Source organism: Paenalcaligenes niemegkensis (assembly GCF_022230885.1).
Taxonomy (GTDB): Bacteria; Pseudomonadota; Gammaproteobacteria; order Burkholderiales; family Burkholderiaceae_B; genus Paenalcaligenes; species Paenalcaligenes niemegkensis.
In genome coordinates this window covers 1-16468 of sequence record NZ_JAKGCT010000001.1, presented here as the reverse complement: position 1 = coordinate 16468, position 16468 = coordinate 1, and the positions used below count along the sequence as shown (strand labels likewise).

General features: G+C 50.5%; 13 protein-coding genes, 2 tRNA genes, 2 rRNA genes, 1 other RNA gene and 3 pseudogenes. 11 read left to right on the top strand and 10 right to left on the bottom strand.

The genetic code is table 11. The features are described from left to right. Positions 1 to 10: 10 nt before the first annotated feature. The 7 genes and pseudogenes from tolB to L1889_RS00075 all read right to left on the bottom strand — a co-directional run bounded on the left by tolB (position 11) and on the right by L1889_RS00075 (position 5995). Positions 11 to 1318: a Tol-Pal system beta propeller repeat protein TolB gene (tolB, locus tag L1889_RS00105; protein ID WP_238663312.1), complete on the bottom strand. Its 1308-nt coding sequence runs from the start codon at positions 1316 to 1318 to the stop codon at positions 11 to 13. Positions 1319 to 1334: 16 nt separating this feature from the next. Beyond that, a pseudogene (gene tolA, locus L1889_RS00100) lies at positions 1335 to 1976 on the bottom strand (cell envelope integrity protein TolA); the annotation flags it as partial. A 41-nt stretch (positions 1977 to 2017) separates the two neighbouring features. Next, a complete protein-coding gene (locus L1889_RS00095; protein WP_238663311.1) occupies positions 2018 to 2557 on the bottom strand; it encodes a hypothetical protein in 540 nt (179 codons plus the stop codon). A gap of 82 nt (positions 2558 to 2639) precedes the next feature. Beyond that, the gene (locus L1889_RS00090) at positions 2640 to 3068 is read right to left on the bottom strand and encodes an ExbD/TolR family protein (protein WP_238663309.1); all 429 of its coding nucleotides are present in this window, start codon (positions 3066 to 3068) and stop codon (positions 2640 to 2642) included. Continuing rightward, on the bottom strand, positions 3068 to 3742 hold the full coding sequence (gene tolQ, locus L1889_RS00085) for a protein TolQ (protein WP_238663307.1): 675 nt from the start codon (positions 3740 to 3742) through the stop codon (positions 3068 to 3070). The genes L1889_RS00090 and tolQ overlap by 1 nt, the downstream gene beginning before the upstream one ends. A gap of 2 nt (positions 3743 to 3744) precedes the next feature. Further along, a complete protein-coding gene (gene ybgC, locus L1889_RS00080; protein ID WP_238663305.1) occupies positions 3745 to 4170 on the bottom strand; it encodes a tol-pal system-associated acyl-CoA thioesterase in 426 nt (141 codons plus the stop codon). A gap of 92 nt (positions 4171 to 4262) precedes the next feature. Next, positions 4263 to 5995: pseudogene (locus L1889_RS00075) on the bottom strand (proline--tRNA ligase). A 64-nt stretch (positions 5996 to 6059) separates the two neighbouring features. Here L1889_RS00075 and L1889_RS00070 point away from each other — a divergent pair. After that, the gene (locus L1889_RS00070) at positions 6060 to 6623 is read left to right on the top strand and encodes an RNA pyrophosphohydrolase (RefSeq protein WP_238663303.1); all 564 of its coding nucleotides are present in this window, start codon (positions 6060 to 6062) and stop codon (positions 6621 to 6623) included. 46 nt (positions 6624 to 6669) lie between these two features. Here the strand turns inward: L1889_RS00070 and L1889_RS00065 are convergent, their stop codons facing one another. Then, on the bottom strand, positions 6670 to 7560 hold the full coding sequence (locus tag L1889_RS00065) for an NAD(P)-dependent oxidoreductase (protein WP_238663301.1): 891 nt from the start codon (positions 7558 to 7560) through the stop codon (positions 6670 to 6672). A gap of 260 nt (positions 7561 to 7820) precedes the next feature. Between L1889_RS00065 and L1889_RS00060 the strand changes: the two genes are divergently transcribed. The 4 genes from L1889_RS00060 (at position 7821) to L1889_RS00045 (ending at position 9598) form a co-directional block, all read left to right on the top strand. Next, positions 7821 to 8246, top strand: a complete 426-nt coding sequence (locus L1889_RS00060; RefSeq protein ID WP_238663299.1) for a hypothetical protein — start codon at positions 7821 to 7823, stop codon at positions 8244 to 8246. Between the two features lie 3 nt (positions 8247 to 8249). Next, positions 8250 to 8561, top strand: coding sequence for a cell division protein ZapA (locus tag L1889_RS00055; RefSeq protein WP_238663298.1), 312 nt, complete (start codon positions 8250 to 8252; stop codon positions 8559 to 8561). Positions 8562 to 8610: 49 nt separating this feature from the next. Then, positions 8611 to 8795, top strand: a non-coding RNA gene (gene ssrS / locus L1889_RS00050) — 6S RNA. Positions 8796 to 8845: 50 nt separating this feature from the next. After that, entirely contained in the window at positions 8846 to 9598 is a 753-nt protein-coding gene (locus L1889_RS00045; RefSeq protein WP_238663296.1) for an SIMPL domain-containing protein, read from the top strand. Here L1889_RS00045 and lgt read toward each other — a convergent pair. Further along, positions 9552 to 10349: a prolipoprotein diacylglyceryl transferase gene (lgt, locus tag L1889_RS00040; RefSeq protein WP_238663294.1), complete on the bottom strand. Its 798-nt coding sequence runs from the start codon at positions 10347 to 10349 to the stop codon at positions 9552 to 9554. The two genes, L1889_RS00045 and lgt, sit on opposite strands and share 47 nt — an antisense overlap. A 97-nt stretch (positions 10350 to 10446) precedes the next feature. Between lgt and msrA the strand changes: the two genes are divergently transcribed. Next, positions 10447 to 10974, top strand: coding sequence for a peptide-methionine (S)-S-oxide reductase MsrA (gene msrA / locus L1889_RS00035; RefSeq protein ID WP_238663292.1), 528 nt, complete (start codon positions 10447 to 10449; stop codon positions 10972 to 10974). A 116-nt stretch (positions 10975 to 11090) separates the two neighbouring features. Here msrA and hppD read toward each other — a convergent pair whose 3' ends face one another. Further along, on the bottom strand, positions 11091 to 12203 hold the full coding sequence (gene hppD, locus L1889_RS00030; protein WP_238663290.1) for a 4-hydroxyphenylpyruvate dioxygenase: 1113 nt from the start codon (positions 12201 to 12203) through the stop codon (positions 11091 to 11093). 145 nt (positions 12204 to 12348) lie between these two features. Here hppD and L1889_RS00025 point away from each other — a divergent pair. The 5 genes and pseudogenes from L1889_RS00025 to L1889_RS00005 form a co-directional block, all read left to right on the top strand. Then, positions 12349 to 12824: pseudogene (locus tag L1889_RS00025) on the top strand (Lrp/AsnC family transcriptional regulator). A gap of 986 nt (positions 12825 to 13810) precedes the next feature. Continuing rightward, positions 13811 to 15348, top strand: a 16S ribosomal RNA gene (locus L1889_RS00020). A 95-nt stretch (positions 15349 to 15443) separates the two neighbouring features. Beyond that, positions 15444 to 15520 (top strand) — tRNA-Ile (locus L1889_RS00015). A gap of 11 nt (positions 15521 to 15531) precedes the next feature. Next, positions 15532 to 15607, top strand: a tRNA-Ala gene (locus L1889_RS00010). Positions 15608 to 16025: 418 nt separating this feature from the next. Beyond that, positions 16026 to 16468 (top strand): 23S ribosomal RNA (locus L1889_RS00005); the annotation flags it as partial.

The following is a 16468-nucleotide window of genomic DNA, read 5'->3' as shown; positions in this document are numbered from 1 at the left end:
CACACAGAATTCAGTTAGTAAATGGACCCCAGGTCGGTTCACGTACTTTGCCGTTCAGTGAGGACAGCGTCTGGCGGACACGTCCGTCTACCGAGGTCACCGCTAAAACGCTGCGCCCACCTTGTACAGAACTGTAAAGTACCTGCATGCCGTTGGGTGCGAAGCTGGGTGACTGGTCGTCGGGTCCCGTGGTCAGAAGCTGTTCAGCTCCGGTTGCCATATCCTGGGTGGCAACACGGTAAGCGCCATTTCTGCGTGTAACGTATACAAGGTTATTACCATCGGGAGAGACCTCAGGTGAGATATTGTAACCTCCATTGAAGGTAATACGTCGTGCGTCGTTGCCGCCAACAGAAACTTGGTAGATTTGCGGGTTGCCGCCACGGTCACTAGTGAACACCATGGACTCGCCATCTGGGGTGTAGGCAGGCTCGGTATCAATGAGCGGCGAACGCATAACTCGGCGTAATCCGGAACCATCTTGGTTGATGGTGTAGATTTGAGAGATGCCATCCCTTGAAAGCACCACGGCTAGCTGGTTACCGTTAGGTGCCCATGCCGGGGCACTGTTGTTGCCCTTAAAGTTTGCAATGGGTTCTCGCTTGCCCGTAGCCAGAGTCTGGACGTACACAACAGGTTTATCTGCTTCGAAACTAACGTAAGCAAGACGGGTACCATCTGGAGACCAAGAGGGAGAAATAATGGACTGTTTTGAGCGCAGCATGACTTGAGGATTTTGTCCGTCAGCGTCTGCAATTTGTAACTCATACGTGTTGCCCGTTTGCAACACGTACGCAATGCGGGTCGAAAACACGCCTCGAACACCGGTGATTTTTTCGTAAATACGGTCAGCAATTTGATGGGAAATACGGCGTAGTTCTTTTTCTGAGCCGGCGAATGCAATACCGTCAATTTCTGAGCGGTTGACGGAGTCGACAAGTCGATATTGAATTGAGTATTGACCGCCGTTTTGATTAACAGAGCCATAGGCAAGGTAATCAGCGCCCCGATTTCGCCAGTCGTCGTGAACAATAGAGCTCTCGGCGTTTAAATTAGCGCCTGCAGCATTGATCAGCTGAAATTGACCTGAGCGACTAAGGTCAGCGCGAATGACTTCGGCGAGTGACTGTGAGTCTGGGTTGTTAGCGAAGTCGGCGATGGCGATGGGGTACTGAGTAGCGCCCACACCGGAAATATCTACGCGCAATTGGGCGTTAGATGGGCTGGTAAACAGACCAGCCGCAACGGCAAATAGCCCTGCGGTTACCACGCGCCAACTACGGCGGGCGGTAACGTTGGCTGGATTGGCTGCAGTCATGTTTGCACTCTCCTGATTATTCGTACATGCGGTAGGCGCCATCAATATACGATGGATACTTGCCGCTAGGCGGTTTGGGGAAGGGGGAACATTTAGCTATCCCCTTTTGTACAGCATCATCAAACAAGGCGATGCCGGACGATCTTAAGATGCGTACGTTACGAACAGTGCCGTCGTTATTAAGGTCGACGCGGTATTGTAACGTTGGATTGTTTGTTCCTTCTCGTGCAGGAGTGTTATAGACCACTTTAGGCCTCACGCAAGCACGAACCTTCGAGCCGTAGCCATCGTCACCGCCTCCACCGCCCATTTGGTTGCGGTCCGACGTGCCACCCGAGGCACCGGCAGCTTCTTTTCCAGAGCCCAGCATAGCGGCTCTAAAAGCGTCTTCTTTCGCTTTTCGATCGGCTTCGGCTTTGGCTTTACGCGCGGCCTCTGCTTTGGCTTTCTGCTCGGCTTCAGCCTTGGCTTTACGCGCGGCCTCTGCTTTGGCTTTCTGCTCGGCTTCAGCCTTGGCCTTACGCTCGGCCTCTGCTTTGGCTTTCTGCTCGGCTTCAGCCTTGGCCTTACGCTCGGCCTCTGCTTTGGCTTGCTGCTCGGCTTCAGCCTTGGCCTTACGCTCGGCCTCAGCTTTGGCCTTGCTCTCGGCCTCTGCTTTGGCTTTTTGTTCGGCTTCTTCCTTAGCCCGCTGTTCGGCGGCTAAATTTGCTTTTTCTCGGCTTCGGCTTTAGCTTCGGCTTCACGTTTTTCTTGTTCTACACGAGCGGCTTCTTCTTCGGCTTTTTGTTCCGCTTCTTTTTGTGCCTTCAGCTTGGCCTCCTGCTCTTCCTCAGCCTGTTTCTTCTTTTTAGCTTCTTCTAAAGCGATATCTGGATCGACTTCAGGAGTGACCGGCGGTGGAGTAGGCTCAGGTTCGTTGGCAGGAGGTGTTTCTGCAACAGGCTCAGGTTCTGGCTCTGGAACCACTTCGCCTTCGGGGGCAGGTTCGGGTTCGACTTCGTCTTCTACCGCAGGTTCTTCGGTTGGAATTTCCATGTTTTCGGCGATCGCCACATCACCTTCTGCCCATAGTTCAATCTGGATGGGATTGGGAGATTTGGGCGTCGAAAACAGACTGAGCAGCACCGCCAGCGCCAAAACGGCATGCAGGCCTACTGCGTAGAGCAGGCCACGTCTCTCGTCCTGTTGTTCAGGCGAGCGATTCAGTTGGTTCTTTGTATTACGGTTACGTAGCTTCATTCAATTCAACACAGGCGTAGTGAGCCCACAAAGTAACGACGTTAAGCATAACGAGTATCAGGCTGGAACACCGTATTTTCGATTACTCGTCCGTGTTTACTAAAAAACCCAGACGGGTAAAACCACTGGAGCGGAGTTGATCCATGAGCTCCATGACGGACTCGTAGGAGACTTTTCCGTCCGCCGCGATCACAACGGGGTTTTCGTTTAGTGCCAAGAGCCTCACCTCATCAATAAGACTGTCTTTATTGATGTTATGAAACTCGGCTGCACCGTCGCGCAAACGTATGGATAGCTGTCCGTCTTGGTCGACCTGTACTTCAATGGGCGCGGCCGGAACCTCAGAGGCTTGACCGACTGTTGGCATGTCAATAATGCCGGGTGTGATCATGGGAGCCGTAACCATAAAAATAACCAGTAGTACCAACATCACGTCAATATAGGGTACGACGTTGATCTCGTTTTTTAGTCGGCGGCGTCCACGGCTTGTACTTGCTCGAATAGAGGGCATTATTGAACCTGGCGTTGCAAGATATTCAAGAACTCGTCGATAAAGCCATCGAAGCGAATCGACAAACGATCTATTTCGGTTGTATATCGGTTGTAAGCCACTACGGCAGGAATGGCTGCAAAAAGACCAATAGCGGTGGCGATCAGCGCTTCAGCAATACCTGGAGCAACTGAAGCCAGCGTTGCTGACTGCGCTCCGGACAAGCCGATAAAAGCGTGCATAATGCCCCAGACGGTTCCGAGCAGCCCAATGTATGGGCTAACTGAGCCGGCCGATGCTAAAAAGCTTAAATTAGATTCAAGCGCGTCCAGCTCACGTTGGTAAGTAGCCCGCATGGCACGACGAGGCCCGTCAAGCAGGGCGTCACCGCGCTGGGTACCACGCCGGGCCTTTAGGAATTCAGTCATGCCGGATTCAAAAATACGGGCCAAGGCACCATGTTCGTCCCGGCGGGTATGAATGGCTTGCTGCAACACACTGAGATCGCCACCTGTCCAGAAGTCATCTTCAAAACGACGAGTTTGTTCGTGGGTGCGTTTTAACGTAGCTCGTTTACTAAAGATGTATGCCCAGGAAAGAACGGAAATCCCGAGAAGCAATAGCATCACCAGTTGGACGGGTACGCTTGCATCAAATAGAAGTGTCAATAGCGACAGGTCGCCTGTGGGTTGCATGATCAGTCTTGCGCCTTTTCCAAAGATAAACGTAGTTCGTGATTAAATTTTGCAGGGCGTAGCGTGGAAGCATCTACGCAAACTACTTGGATGCTGCTCGTACATAACAGTTCCTCAGCAAGGGTGGCAGTCTGGTGGAAAGTTACCGAAGCTGCGCCGATATGAGTAATGGTGCTACGTATACAAAGCAAGTCATCCAGGCCCGCTGGCTTACGATATTGTATTTCAACATCTTTGACCACAAAGACTTGCCCTGTCGTTGTCGCCATTTCTGATTGACTGATGCCCAGGGAGCGTAGCCATTCTGTGCGAGCACGCTCAAAAAATTTCAGATAGTTCGCGTAAAACACGATGCCGCCTGCATCGGTGTCCTCGTAATATACGCGAATATACAGTTCGGAGGCAGTGCTTGTGTTTTCAACTGGCATGACTTTGTAATTGTGGGTAAATAAAGAAGCTGAAATTGCGATGAGGAGCTAATCAATAGCTGGCAGCGAACGACCCACTGCCAGCTACACTGTTAAAGCGTTTCGAGTAAGCTTAACGTTGTATTCAGGGCTTCTGCAGGAGCTACCTTTACCGTCTGACCATTATGTCGAGCCTGTATTTCGATGATGTTTTCTTTCAGGCCACGGTCACCAATCGTAATACGGACCGGCACCCCGATGAGCTCCCAGTCAGCAAACATGACGCCCGGACGTGTATCGCGGTCATCAAGTATGACCTCTACTCCCTGATCCTTTAGCTGAGTATAAAGGGCTTCGGCATGCTCTCGAACGGCTTCGCTTTTGTGCAGGCTCAGGCCGCAGATGACGACCTCGAAAGGGGCGATGGCTCGTGGCCAGATAATGCCTTTGTCATCATGGTTTTGTTCTATTGCGGCTGCCGCAATACGGCTGATACCAATCCCATAGCACCCCATTTGCATCAGGCGAGGCTTACCGTCTGTATCTAAATAGGTAGCCTGAAGTTTTTGGAGTATGTGTCGCCCAGGAAGAATATGTGCCCTACCTCAATACCACGCTGTATAGAGAGCGTGCCGCCTTCAGGATCAGGGTCGCCTTGTACTACATTGCGTAAGTCGGCGATCAGGGGCTCTGGCAGGTCGCGGCCCCAGTTGATACCAGTGTAGTGATAGCCTTCGTCGTTGGCCCCGCAAATGAAGTCACTCATGTTGGCCACCGTGGTGTCGGCGATGACGCTTACCGGCTTTAGTGTATTGATAGGCCCCAGATAGCCTGGCTTGCAGCCGAAGGTATCGAGAATCTCTTCTTCTGTTGCCAGACGGTGCTCGTGCTCGAAGCCAGGCAGTTTTGCCACCTTGATTTCATTGACGTCATGATCGCCGCGCACCAGCAGCAGCCAGATCTTGGTTTCACCGCCAGCCTCGGGGGCATCGGTAGCCAAAACGACTGATTTGACGGTGTCGCTGAGCGGGCGCTTCAGCTGCTCGGCAACCAGTTCACACTTAGGGGCGTTTGGAGTTTCAGTTTTTGCAAGAGCTTCGGCTGGTGCTGCGCGCTTGCTGATTAAGCACGGTGCAGCAGCTAGCTCAATGTTGGCGGCATAGTCGGAGTCGGCGTTATAGACGATTTCGTCTTCGCCTGTGTCTGCAATAACCTGGAATTCGTGGCTGCGAGAGCCGCCGATCGAACCCGTATCCGCAGCGACTGCACGAAAATTCAGGCCCAGACGCTCGAATATACGCATGTAGGCGCTAAACATGGCATCGTAACTGCCTTGTGCCGATTCTGCGTCACGGTCAAACGAGTACGCATCTTTCATGGTGAATTCGCGGCCGCGCATTAAACCAAAGCGTGGACGGCGTTCGTCGCGAAATTTGGTTTGAATGTGATAGAAGTTGACGGGTAATTGACGCCAGCTATGAATTTCGTTGCGGGCAATGTCAGTGATGACTTCTTCAGAAGTGGGTTGCAGGACGAAGTCGCGATTATGGCGATCTTTAAGGCGTAGTAACTCTTCGCCGTATAAATCCCAGCGGCCAGACTCTTGCCAAAGCTCAGCGGGCTGAACCACGGGCATCAGCAATTCCAGGGCGCCTGCGCGGTCCATTTCTTCTCGGACGATCTTTTCTATTTTGCGTAAAACCTTTAATCCAAGCGGCATATAGGAGTAGATTCCTCCCGCTGCTTTACGGATCATGCCGGCTCGGGTCATGAGCTGGTGGCTACTGACATCGGCTTCGGCAGGCGCTTCTTTTAGCGTATTAATGTGAAACTGGCTAGCATGCATGGTAGTGAACTCGTGTGATACGTATAATTGCAGTAATTGTATTGAATTTGTATAGAGGTGGCCTATGTTAGATCGTGAAGGCTACCGTCCTAACGTTGGAATAATTCTTGCTAACCGCAAGAACGAAGTGTTTTGGGGGAAGCGTATCCGAGAACACGCCTGGCAATTTCCACAAGGCGGTATCCGATACGGCGAAAGCCCGGTGCAGGCCATGTACCGTGAACTTTACGAAGAGGTCGGATTACTCCCTGAACATGTACGTATTTTAGGACGGACCCGTGATTGGTTGCGTTATAACGTACCCAATCACTTTGTACGCCGCGATTCACGTGGTCACTATAAAGGACAAAAACAAATTTGGTTTTTGTTACGTATGGTGGGCCGTGATAGCGATGTTAGTTTACGTAGCTCGTCTACGCCTGAATTTGATGCCTGGCGTTGGAGCCAATACTGGGTTCCGTTAGACGCCGTTATCGATTTTAAGCGAGATGTTTACTTTCAAGCTTTAAACGAGCTTTCGAGCTTGTTGTTTAGCCATCGTCAAGAGGCTAGGTATTTACGTCAGAGGGTGCATCAGGGGTCTAAATCAGGCTACGCCCCTAAAGCGCTGATAACCCCTACTGAGTAGTTCTGCAGAAAAGGCAACGCATTTATAGTGCGTCGCCTTTTTTGTATTAATCAGCATTGCCTGAGCTCTTGCCCAGCAGCGCAATCAAGCTTGAGTTATCCAGACGGCCACCGCCATTTGCTTGAATTTGTGCATAGAGCTGATCGATTAATGCGGTAATCGGTAAACGTGCCCCGTTGCTGCGTGCTTCATTGAGTACCAGCCCCAAGTCTTTACGCATCCAGTCAACTGCAAATCCAAAATCGAACTCGCGGTTCAGCATCGTATGGCTTCGATTGTGCATCTGCCAACTGGCGCCTGCACCTCCGCCCACCACTTTAATGACCTTCTCCATGTTCAAGCCTGAAAGCTCGCCGAAGGCCAACCCTTCAGCCAGCCCCTGAAGTACGCCAACTACGCAAATCTGGTTGACCATTTTGCATAATTGGCCAGCGCCCACATCGCCGAGCAACTCAATGATGGTGCCGTAGATTTCTAGATAGGGCAGGGCCTTTTCAAATTGCTCTTGGGTGCCACCACACATGATGCTGAGCTTTCCTGCCACTGCGCCGCCCTGGCCGCCTGAGATAGGTGCATCCATGAATCCGACGCCCTTGCTGGCACAGAGCGTAGCGAGTTCACGCGCGACTTGGGCAGAGGCAGTAGTATGGTCAATGAACAGGGCTCCTGGCTTTGCCATTTTTAAAGCGCCTTCGGGCCCGGCGACGACTTCACGCAGGTCGTGGTCGTTGCCCACACAGAAAATCACGTAGTCGGCATCTTTGGCGGCAAGGGCCGGTGTGCTCGCTGTTTGATTGGCAAACTCGCGTTGCCAGTCTTCAGCCTTCGTGGCAGTGCGGTTATAGACGGTAAGCTCATTGCCTGCGCGCGCCAGATGACCGGCCATAGGAAAGCCCATGACGCCCAGACCTATAAAGGCGATTTTCGCAGGGGGCATGGGGGCATACATTTTTTTGGATCGACGGCATTCGTTACTCCCAGTAAATCTCAAGCGCGCGAAGCGATATAAATGGCTGTGTATGGTTTCTAAAAACTATGATGATGCCTGTGCATTGAATGCCTTGTCTAGTTTAGAATAAGCATGAGGGCCTATGCCATTACATTTTGGTTACACAAGTGTTAGGCTCATTCATTATTAAAAGTCGCATCCAGCGGTTATGATGCACATGTATTTTTAATCGACTCTCGAGAGTTTCATTGCAAACGACATCGCCTATGCTGCAGGATCTCAACAACCTCGCCGATCGTATCAGTAAGCTGGCTGCCTATACGGGTCAGCTCAAAGCCGAGCGCGCTTCTTTGCTTGCGCGTTTGAAGACACTCGAGCACGAGCGCGACTCCTTGCGTGAAACGCTCGAAAAACAGCAAGATGAGTACGCTTCTGTTGCCGAGGTCTCTGTGCGCCACCAAGCAGATATAGAAGCTGCCAAAAAACAGGCTGAGCAGGTCCAGGAAGCCTTGTTTGTAGAGCTCGTGCAGCACCAGGATGAGACGGCTAAGCTTAAAACCCAATTACAGCTTAGTCAGCAACAGACGCAAGCGTTGCGCAATGTGGCCGAAGATGCTCGTGTGCAAGTGGCTTCGATTTTGCTGCGATTACCCGGTAATCCACCTCAGGAATAACACATGGAACGCGTAGATATATCATTATTAGGCCGGGACTACTCTCTGGCTTGTGCGCCATCTGAAAAAGAAAACCTTTTGGCTGCTGTCTCACATGTGGACCGCCGAATGCAGCGAATCCAAGAGAGCGGGCGGGTTTCAGGAAACGAACGCATCGCCGTAATGACTGCAATTCAGGTGGCAATCGAACTTTTATCGGTGCGTGCGCCAGACGGTCCGCTCGGAAACGTTGCATTAGGCGATTTCAAGCGTAGAATAGAAGACATGCACCAGTTAATAGATCAAGTTGTGGGGCCCGACCCTACTACTCGATAAAAAATCGGTTAGTGCAAAAAATGATGTTCTAGCACTAACCTTACAAGTTAAGCCCCTGCCGTGTTCGTGACGTGGCCATACATTCCTTGAACCAATGCTTTTGGCATCAGGCTGCTGGATTTATAAGCAGGTGAGATCGCTACAAGCTAGCGAACCCGAAACTTATCTGATGGCAGCCACTCTTGGACCTTCGGTTTCCAGGATGCCGGCCTTGACGGCACAGGTGGGGCACACTTTCAAAGCCCGCCAATTTGGCGGGCTTTATTTTTAACTGGAGTCCATCTATGTTGAAGAAACGCATCTATTCCACAGCCTTGTTAGCCGCAGTGTTCGGTATTGGCGCCATGGTTGCTACGTCGGCTCAGGCCCACACCGATGACGAATCCTCATACTTGGCCAAGCGTCCACCAGTGGTTAGTTTGCAGTCCGAGGCCGTCACCGAAGTTCAGCAAGATACGGTCACTATTTATTTGGCCACTGAATTTAACGAAGCGACGCAAGTCAAGGTCGATGAGCAGTTGCGCAAAGTTGTAGACTCTGTACTTGCGGAGGCTAAAAAGCAAACTGAGATCAAGGTTAGTAGCAGTGGATATCAGGTGTATCCTACCAGCGACCGTAAGGGAGCCATATCTGGCTGGCGAGGCCGTGCCGAGCTAAAGCTAGAGTCCACCGATATCCAGGCGGCGGGCAAATTGGCGGCCCAGCTAAGTGATCGCATGCCTGTTTCCCGCCTCAGCTTTTCCGTTTCCCCGCAGGCTCGGGCTGAGTATGAGAAAAACCTGCTTAAAGAAGCTATCGATAACTTTCAGGCACGAGCGCAGATTATTTCAGAAAACATGGGTTTTGTGACATATCGCTATAAAGACGTTAACGTAGGTGGCTCAGGGGCAAATTACCGACCCGTAATGAAACAGGCAATGATGGCCAGCGATTCCGTTGGTGCGGCAGCCAGTGCAGAAAGCCTGTCTCTCGAAAGCGGTACGGAAAATATTAGTGTTTCGGTGAGCGGGTCGATTTACTTACAAAATAGTAAATAAATACGCCGATGGCGATCATTGGGATAGACAGGATCTGTCCCATTGATAAACCACCAGTCAGCAGACCAAGAAAGTCATCGGGTTCGCGGGTAAATTCCGCTAGAAACCTAAACACACCATAAGCTATTAAAAACAGACCACTGGTTTGTCCCACTGGGCGGGGGCGAGAGCTAAACCACCAAAGTATGGCAAAGAGGGCAAGCCCTTCGAGGCCCATTTGATATAGCTGTGACGGATGCCTGACTATGCCGCCGTCTTGGGCCTGCGGGAAAATCATACCCCAGGGCATGGTCGTGGCTCTTCCCCATAGTTCGCCGTTTATGAAGTTTCCCAGGCGGCCAGCTGCCAGGCCCAAGGGTATAAGGGGTGCTAAAAAGTCGCTGACTACAAAGAAACGGGTGTTGATCTTTCGGGCATAGAGAGTGATGGCGAGCAGTACCCCTAGCAGTCCGCCATGAAAGGCCATACCGCCTTCCCATACATAGAGAATTTCTATCGGATGGGCCAGGTAGTAATCCAGTTTATAAAAAACCACATATCCCAGACGGCCTCCCAGCACGACCCCAGCAACGCAATAAAAAATCAAGTCTTCAAGGCCTTGTTTGCTAACAGGGGCATGGCCTTGCCGTATACGCCGATTGCCCAGCACCCACACCAGGCCAAAACCAATTAAATACATTAGGCCGTACCAGTGGATGGTGATAGGCCCAAGCTGCAGAGCGATAGGATTAAACTGTGGATGTATTAGCATGATCGTAGTAGTAGGTGCATTAGATCGCTGATAGTAACGCGATCTGTAGTGAGTGGTTTAGTCACACTCTAAATGAAGTCTTAGTCAGGAGATGGGAATGTCTAAAATTGCGGTGTTGGGAGGAGGGTGTTTCTGGTGTGTTGAGCCAGTATTTAACCAGCTTAAGGGTGTGACGCAAGTTCTGCCAGGCTATGCCGGAGGAAAAACAGAAAACCCCAGCTACGAAGAGGTGTGTGGGAAAGCTACAGGCCATATCGAGGTTGTGCAGGTTCGCTTTGATCCAAGTCAAATTTCGTTTGATGATTTGTTGATGGTGTTTTTTACGGTACATGACCCAACGACTGTTGACAGGCAGGGCAATGATATAGGGCCACAATATGCCTCAGCGGTTTTTTGCCAGGATGAAGAGCAGCGTGAGGCAGTACAGAATATTATTCCTGAAGTCGAGCGTGCTCTAGGCGTGCCAGTGGTAACCCAAATCCGAGGGGCAGATCGATTCTGGCCTGCCGAGCCAGAGCATCAAAACTATTACGAACTTAATCCGACTCAGGGCTACTGCCAGTTTGTAATCCGGCCTAAGGTCGCGGCATTTCGTGACCGCTTTAAGGCATTAATTAAAAAGTGAAAGCTGAGCAGGGTGCCCTCGTCTAGCGCCTCAGCCTATATAGATAGCTACGAGCTAAGGAATAAAAGCGGATATCTTTATACAGATGTCCGCTTTTTGCCTTTGGGCTCGGTTTGTCACTCCATTGTTTTCAGCACACCCCTGCGCATTTGGTCCAGTTCAATGGACTCAAACAGCGCTTTGAAATTGCCTTCCCCAAATCCATCATTGCCTTTGCGCTGAATAATCTCAAAGAAAATCGGACCGATCTGATTGGTAGTAAAAATTTGCAGCAGTAAGCCTCCGTCTGCAGCGCCATCTAATAAGATTTGATTCTGACGAAGGCGGCCAACATCTTCACCATGGTTGGGAAGCCTTTGGACTAACAGTTCGTAGTAGGTGTCAGGCGTATTTAGAAATTGCATGCCTGACTGCCTTAAATGTTCTACCGTCGCATAGATGTCATTCGTAGAGAAGGCGATATGCTGAATGCCTTCGCCTTTATATATGTCGAGGTACTCCTGAATTTGACCCTTTTCTTCGGTGCCTTCTTCGTTGATGGGAATGCGAATGTTGCCGCAGGGTGAGGTCATGGCTTTTGACTTTACGCCTGTTACCTTTCCTTCAATGTCAAAATAGCGAAGTTCTTTGAAATTGAAAATTCGTTCGTAAAAATCTGCCCATTCCTGCATCCGGCCTTTGTGTACATTGTGTGTTAGATGATCCACTAACTCTAAACCTGCGCCAATGTGTCGCAGGTCGTCATCTGCCTGCCCTGGATTTAGCGATACGAAATCCACGTCGTAAATACTGATGTCTCCAATTCCGTGGTGCCCGTCTTTGCCGCGCCAGCGGTCAACCAGGTAAATCAACGAATCGCCAATTCCCTTGATTGCCGGAATGTTAAGTTCCATCGGACCACTTCCAGACTCTACTTTCCATGCCCCTAGACTGATGGCTCGCTTCATGGCTGCGGCTGCATCGTCGACACGCAATGCAATCGCGCAAATTGATGGGCCATGTAAGGATGCAAAGCGCTGGGCGAAGGAATCTTCTTCTGCGTTGATCAAAAAGTTAATGTCCCCTTGTCTATATAAGGTGACATCTCGGGTTCGATGTTTTGCGATGGCCTTGAAGCCCAGCTTAATAAATACCTTGGCCAATGCTTTGGGGTCGGGGCCGGTGTATTCAATGAATTCAAACCCGCAGGTGCCCATTGGATTCGCCCAGGGTGTAAAAGAAGTGCTCATGTCTACCTCCAGCAGGTGCAAGCCTGATGTGATTATTTATAGTTTCATTCTACGTAGAAGCCCCTAGCAGACGATTGCTAATACAGAAGGTAAATTGAAGCTTTCAGCTATTTACTGCCCAAAAATAGGTGGGCAGGAGTGATTTATGCCCAAAGTTCCCCTGGATCGTACCGACCATCATATATTGCACCATCTCCAAAAGAGGGTCGCCTGAGTAATCAGGACTTAGCGGATAAGGTGTCGCTGTCTCCCAGCCCGTGCTTACGGCGGGTGCGTCACTTGGAAGAGCTGGGTGTGATTAAGCGCTATGTGGCCATACTTGATCCCATAAAAGTGGGCGTGGGCCTGTTAGCGTATGTGTCGATCCGGCTAAATAAGAGTAATCGGGGTTCGGGTACGTCATATTCTGATTTTGCCCGTGATGTGCAGGCATGGCCTGAAGTGGTGGAGTGTTTCGCCATGTCAGGAGAGATGGATTACTTATTGCGAGTACAAGTAGCAAGCTTAGAGCAGTTCTCCCGTTTTGCGATGGACAAACTGATGCAACACCCTAGTGTCGTGGATATGCGCACCAGTTTTGCGATGCAGACCATTAAGGAGACGACGGAAATAAGTTTTTAAGCTGCAGCTAAATATAGGATAGGAGAGTTAAATATAGAATAGGGCAGCTAAATCAATGACTTAGCTTTTCTATTTTTGCGGAATTAAATTAAACCGTAAATAAAAGCCGTAAAAGGCTTGCCAAGGCCGAATTAGGGGTGCTATAGTTCGTCTTCTTCGCAGCAACCAATTCGGGTTTACCCTTATTAACCGCCACGAAGCGCTCAACGCATTAGCTGTACCGATTCCCGCTTAGCCCAAAGGGCAGCTTCAAATCATCACAGCGTTTTTGCAATGAGTGGCAACGGCACTTCGGTGCCAGCTGTTAACTTTTAGTTGACAGCCAGCAAAAAGCAGTGCTATAGTTTACTGCTTCGCTACTGCAGCGGCTTTTGTGAAAACGAAAGCAGGCCATAGCCAGAAGCGAAAGAGAAGCAGGAAGCTAAGTAGTAAGCTTGTAGCAAACAAGTGGGAAGACGGCAGCGCAGTTATTGCCGGGCAGGTAGCAGTACAGCAGGGACGTAAACCTCAATGTTTAACGGTCGTGTTTAAGGTGCCAGGAAGTACGGTGCTGACACGGCGTTTAAGTATTTAGGTTTACGAGAGATCGAGGCAGGTGGGTTAGGCGGTATGTTGAAAGTGTTTTAGTTTTACTTCTTCCAACAAATTGCTTGACAAACAAATTTAGATGCTTCATAATCTCGTTTCTCTGGTTGCGGTGCACCACTTCGGTGGGCCGGCAGGCAGTGCAGAATAACGCAGTACAGGCAGTATGGATGTTGATTGTGACCAATTGATGTCGACCCGTTCTTTAAAAATTTAACAGCCGATAAGTGTGGGCGCTTGGAATGAGTGAGCCAATCTTCTCACGAAGATTCGCCACAAAGTTAAAATCAAGTGCTCACATAAAGAAGTTTTTAGTATTGCCTTGTGCATACACTGAAGATTTCTTTGAGTACACTCCGCTGAGTCCTATTTATAGGGCGAAGCAAACGAAAACAGAGATTAAACTGAAGAGTTTGATCCTGGCTCAGATTGAACGCTAGCGGGATGCTTTACACATGCAAGTCGAACGGCAGCACGAGAGAGCTTGCTCTCTTGGTGGCGAGTGGCGGACGGGTGAGTAATATATCGGAACGTGCCCAGTAGCGGGGGATAACTACTCGAAAGAGTGGCTAATACCGCATACGCCCTACGGGGGAAAGGGGGGATTCTTTTAGAACCTCTCACTATTGGAGCGGCCGATATCGGATTAGCTAGTTGGTGGGGTAAAGGCCTACCAAGGCGACGATCCGTAGCTGGTTTGAGAGGACGACCAGCCACACTGGGACTGAGACACGGCCCAGACTCCTACGGGAGGCAGCAGTGGGGAATTTTGGACAATGGGGGGAACCCTGATCCAGCCATCCCGCGTGTATGATGAAGGCCTTCGGGTTGTAAAGTACTTTTGACAGGGAAGAAACGGCACTGCCTAATAAGCGGTGCTAATGACGGTACCTGTAGAATAAGCACCGGCTAACTACGTGCCAGCAGCCGCGGTAATACGTAGGGTGCAAGCGTTAATCGGAATTACTGGGCGTAAAGGGTACGCAGGCGGCTAGGAAAGAAGGATGTGAAATCCCAGGGCTCAACCTTGGAACTGCATTCTTAACTGCCTAGCTAGAGTATGTCAGAGGGGGTAGAATTCCACGTGTAGCAGTGAAATGCGTAGATATGTGGAGGAATACCGATGGCGAAGGCAGCCCCCTGGGATAATACTGACGCTCAGGTACGAAAGCGTGGGGAGCAAACAGGATTAGATACCCTGGTAGTCCACGCCCTAAACGATGTCAACTAGCTGTTGGGGCCAATAGGCTTTAGTAGCGCAGCTAACGCGTGAAGTTGACCGCCTGGGGAGTACGGTCGCAAGATTAAAACTCAAAGGAATTGACGGGGACCCGCACAAGCGGTGGATGATGTGGATTAATTCGATGCAACGCGAAAAACCTTACCTACGCTTGACATGTCTGGAATCCTTAAGAGATTGAGGAGTGCCCGCAAGGGAACCGGAACACAGGTGCTGCATGGCTGTCGTCAGCTCGTGTCGTGAGATGTTGGGTTAAGTCCCGCAACGAGCGCAACCCTTGTCATTAGTTGCTACGAAAGAGCACTCTAATGAGACTGCCGGTGACAAACCGGAGGAAGGTGGGGATGACGTCAAGTCCTCATGGCCCTTATGCGTAGGGCTTCACACGTCATACAATGGTCAGGACAGAGGGTCGCCAACCCGCGAGGGGGAGCTAATCCCAGAAACCTGATCGTAGTCCGGATCGCAGTCTGCAACTCGACTGCGTGAAGTCGGAATCGCTAGTAATCGCGGATCAGAATGCCGCGGTGAATACGTTCCCGGGTCTTGTACACACCGCCCGTCACACCATGGAAGTGGGTTTCACCAGAAGTAGGTAGCCTAACCGCAAGGAGGGCGCTTACCACGGTGGGATTCATGACTGGGGTGAAGTCGTAACAAGGTAGCCGTATCGGAAGGTGCGGCTGGATCACCTCCTTTCAGAGCGCGTGCTCACGAAGCGAAAGCGTCCACACTTATTGGCTGTTAACAAGTTCCATGACCAAGGTCGATCAACACCTGGCAACACAACAATTGGGTCAGTAGCTCAGTCGGTTAGAGCACCGTCTTGATAAGGCGGGGGTCGTTGGTTCGATTCCAACTTGACCCACCACGATTTACCTCGGGGGATTAGCTCAGCTGGGAGAGCACCTGCTTTGCAAGCAGGGGGTCGTCGGTTCGATCCCGTCATCCTCCACCATTATTTTAGCGGTGTTGATTGGGTTGGCGTTTACTTGCCAACAGCGTTGTTGGCAAGTTTGGTTCATGGAAGGAATTGAGACATTGCACGCCTCGGCGTTGGCCGAAAAAAGCGGTGTATGGCTCAGTTCAACGACCAGTATCGTTTTTTTAGACGGTACTGCTCGTTGGGCTGATTAGCTCGATGGTTTTAACTTGTTCTTTAACAATCTGGAAAAAGCACAACGAAGTGTATTCATGATGCATCGCGATAATATATCGGGATGTGTGAATATGCGGGTTGTGATTGCAAAATCAACAATTTTGTTCAAATAGTTCTCAATATAGATAGCGCATTGATTAATCAATGTGGATATTGTGAGTGATGAACGGCACAACGCGAAAACTCATAATCCTATAATTAGCCTAAAGCGTTATAGGATCAAGCGAATAAGTGCATGCGGCGGATGCCTTGGCGATCACAGGCGATGAAGGACGTGGTAGTCTGCGAAAAGCTACGGGGAGCTGACAAACAAGCTTTGATCCGTAGATGTCCGAATGGGGGAACCCACGACAGCGATGTCGTATCCTACACTGAATACATAGGTGTAGCGAAGCTAACCAGGTGAACTGAACCATCTCAGTAGCCTGAGGAAAAGAAATCAACCGAGATTCCGGAAGTAGTGGCGAACGAAACCGGACCAGCCTTAACGTGATAGTCGATTTGATAGTTGAATGATCTGGAAAGGTCAACCGTAGTGGGTGATAGTCCCGTAAGCGAAATCAAATCGGTGGTACTAGGCGTTAGACAAGTAGGGCGGGACACGTGAAATCCTGTCTGAATATGGGGGGACCATCCTCCAAGGCTAAATACTCGTGATCG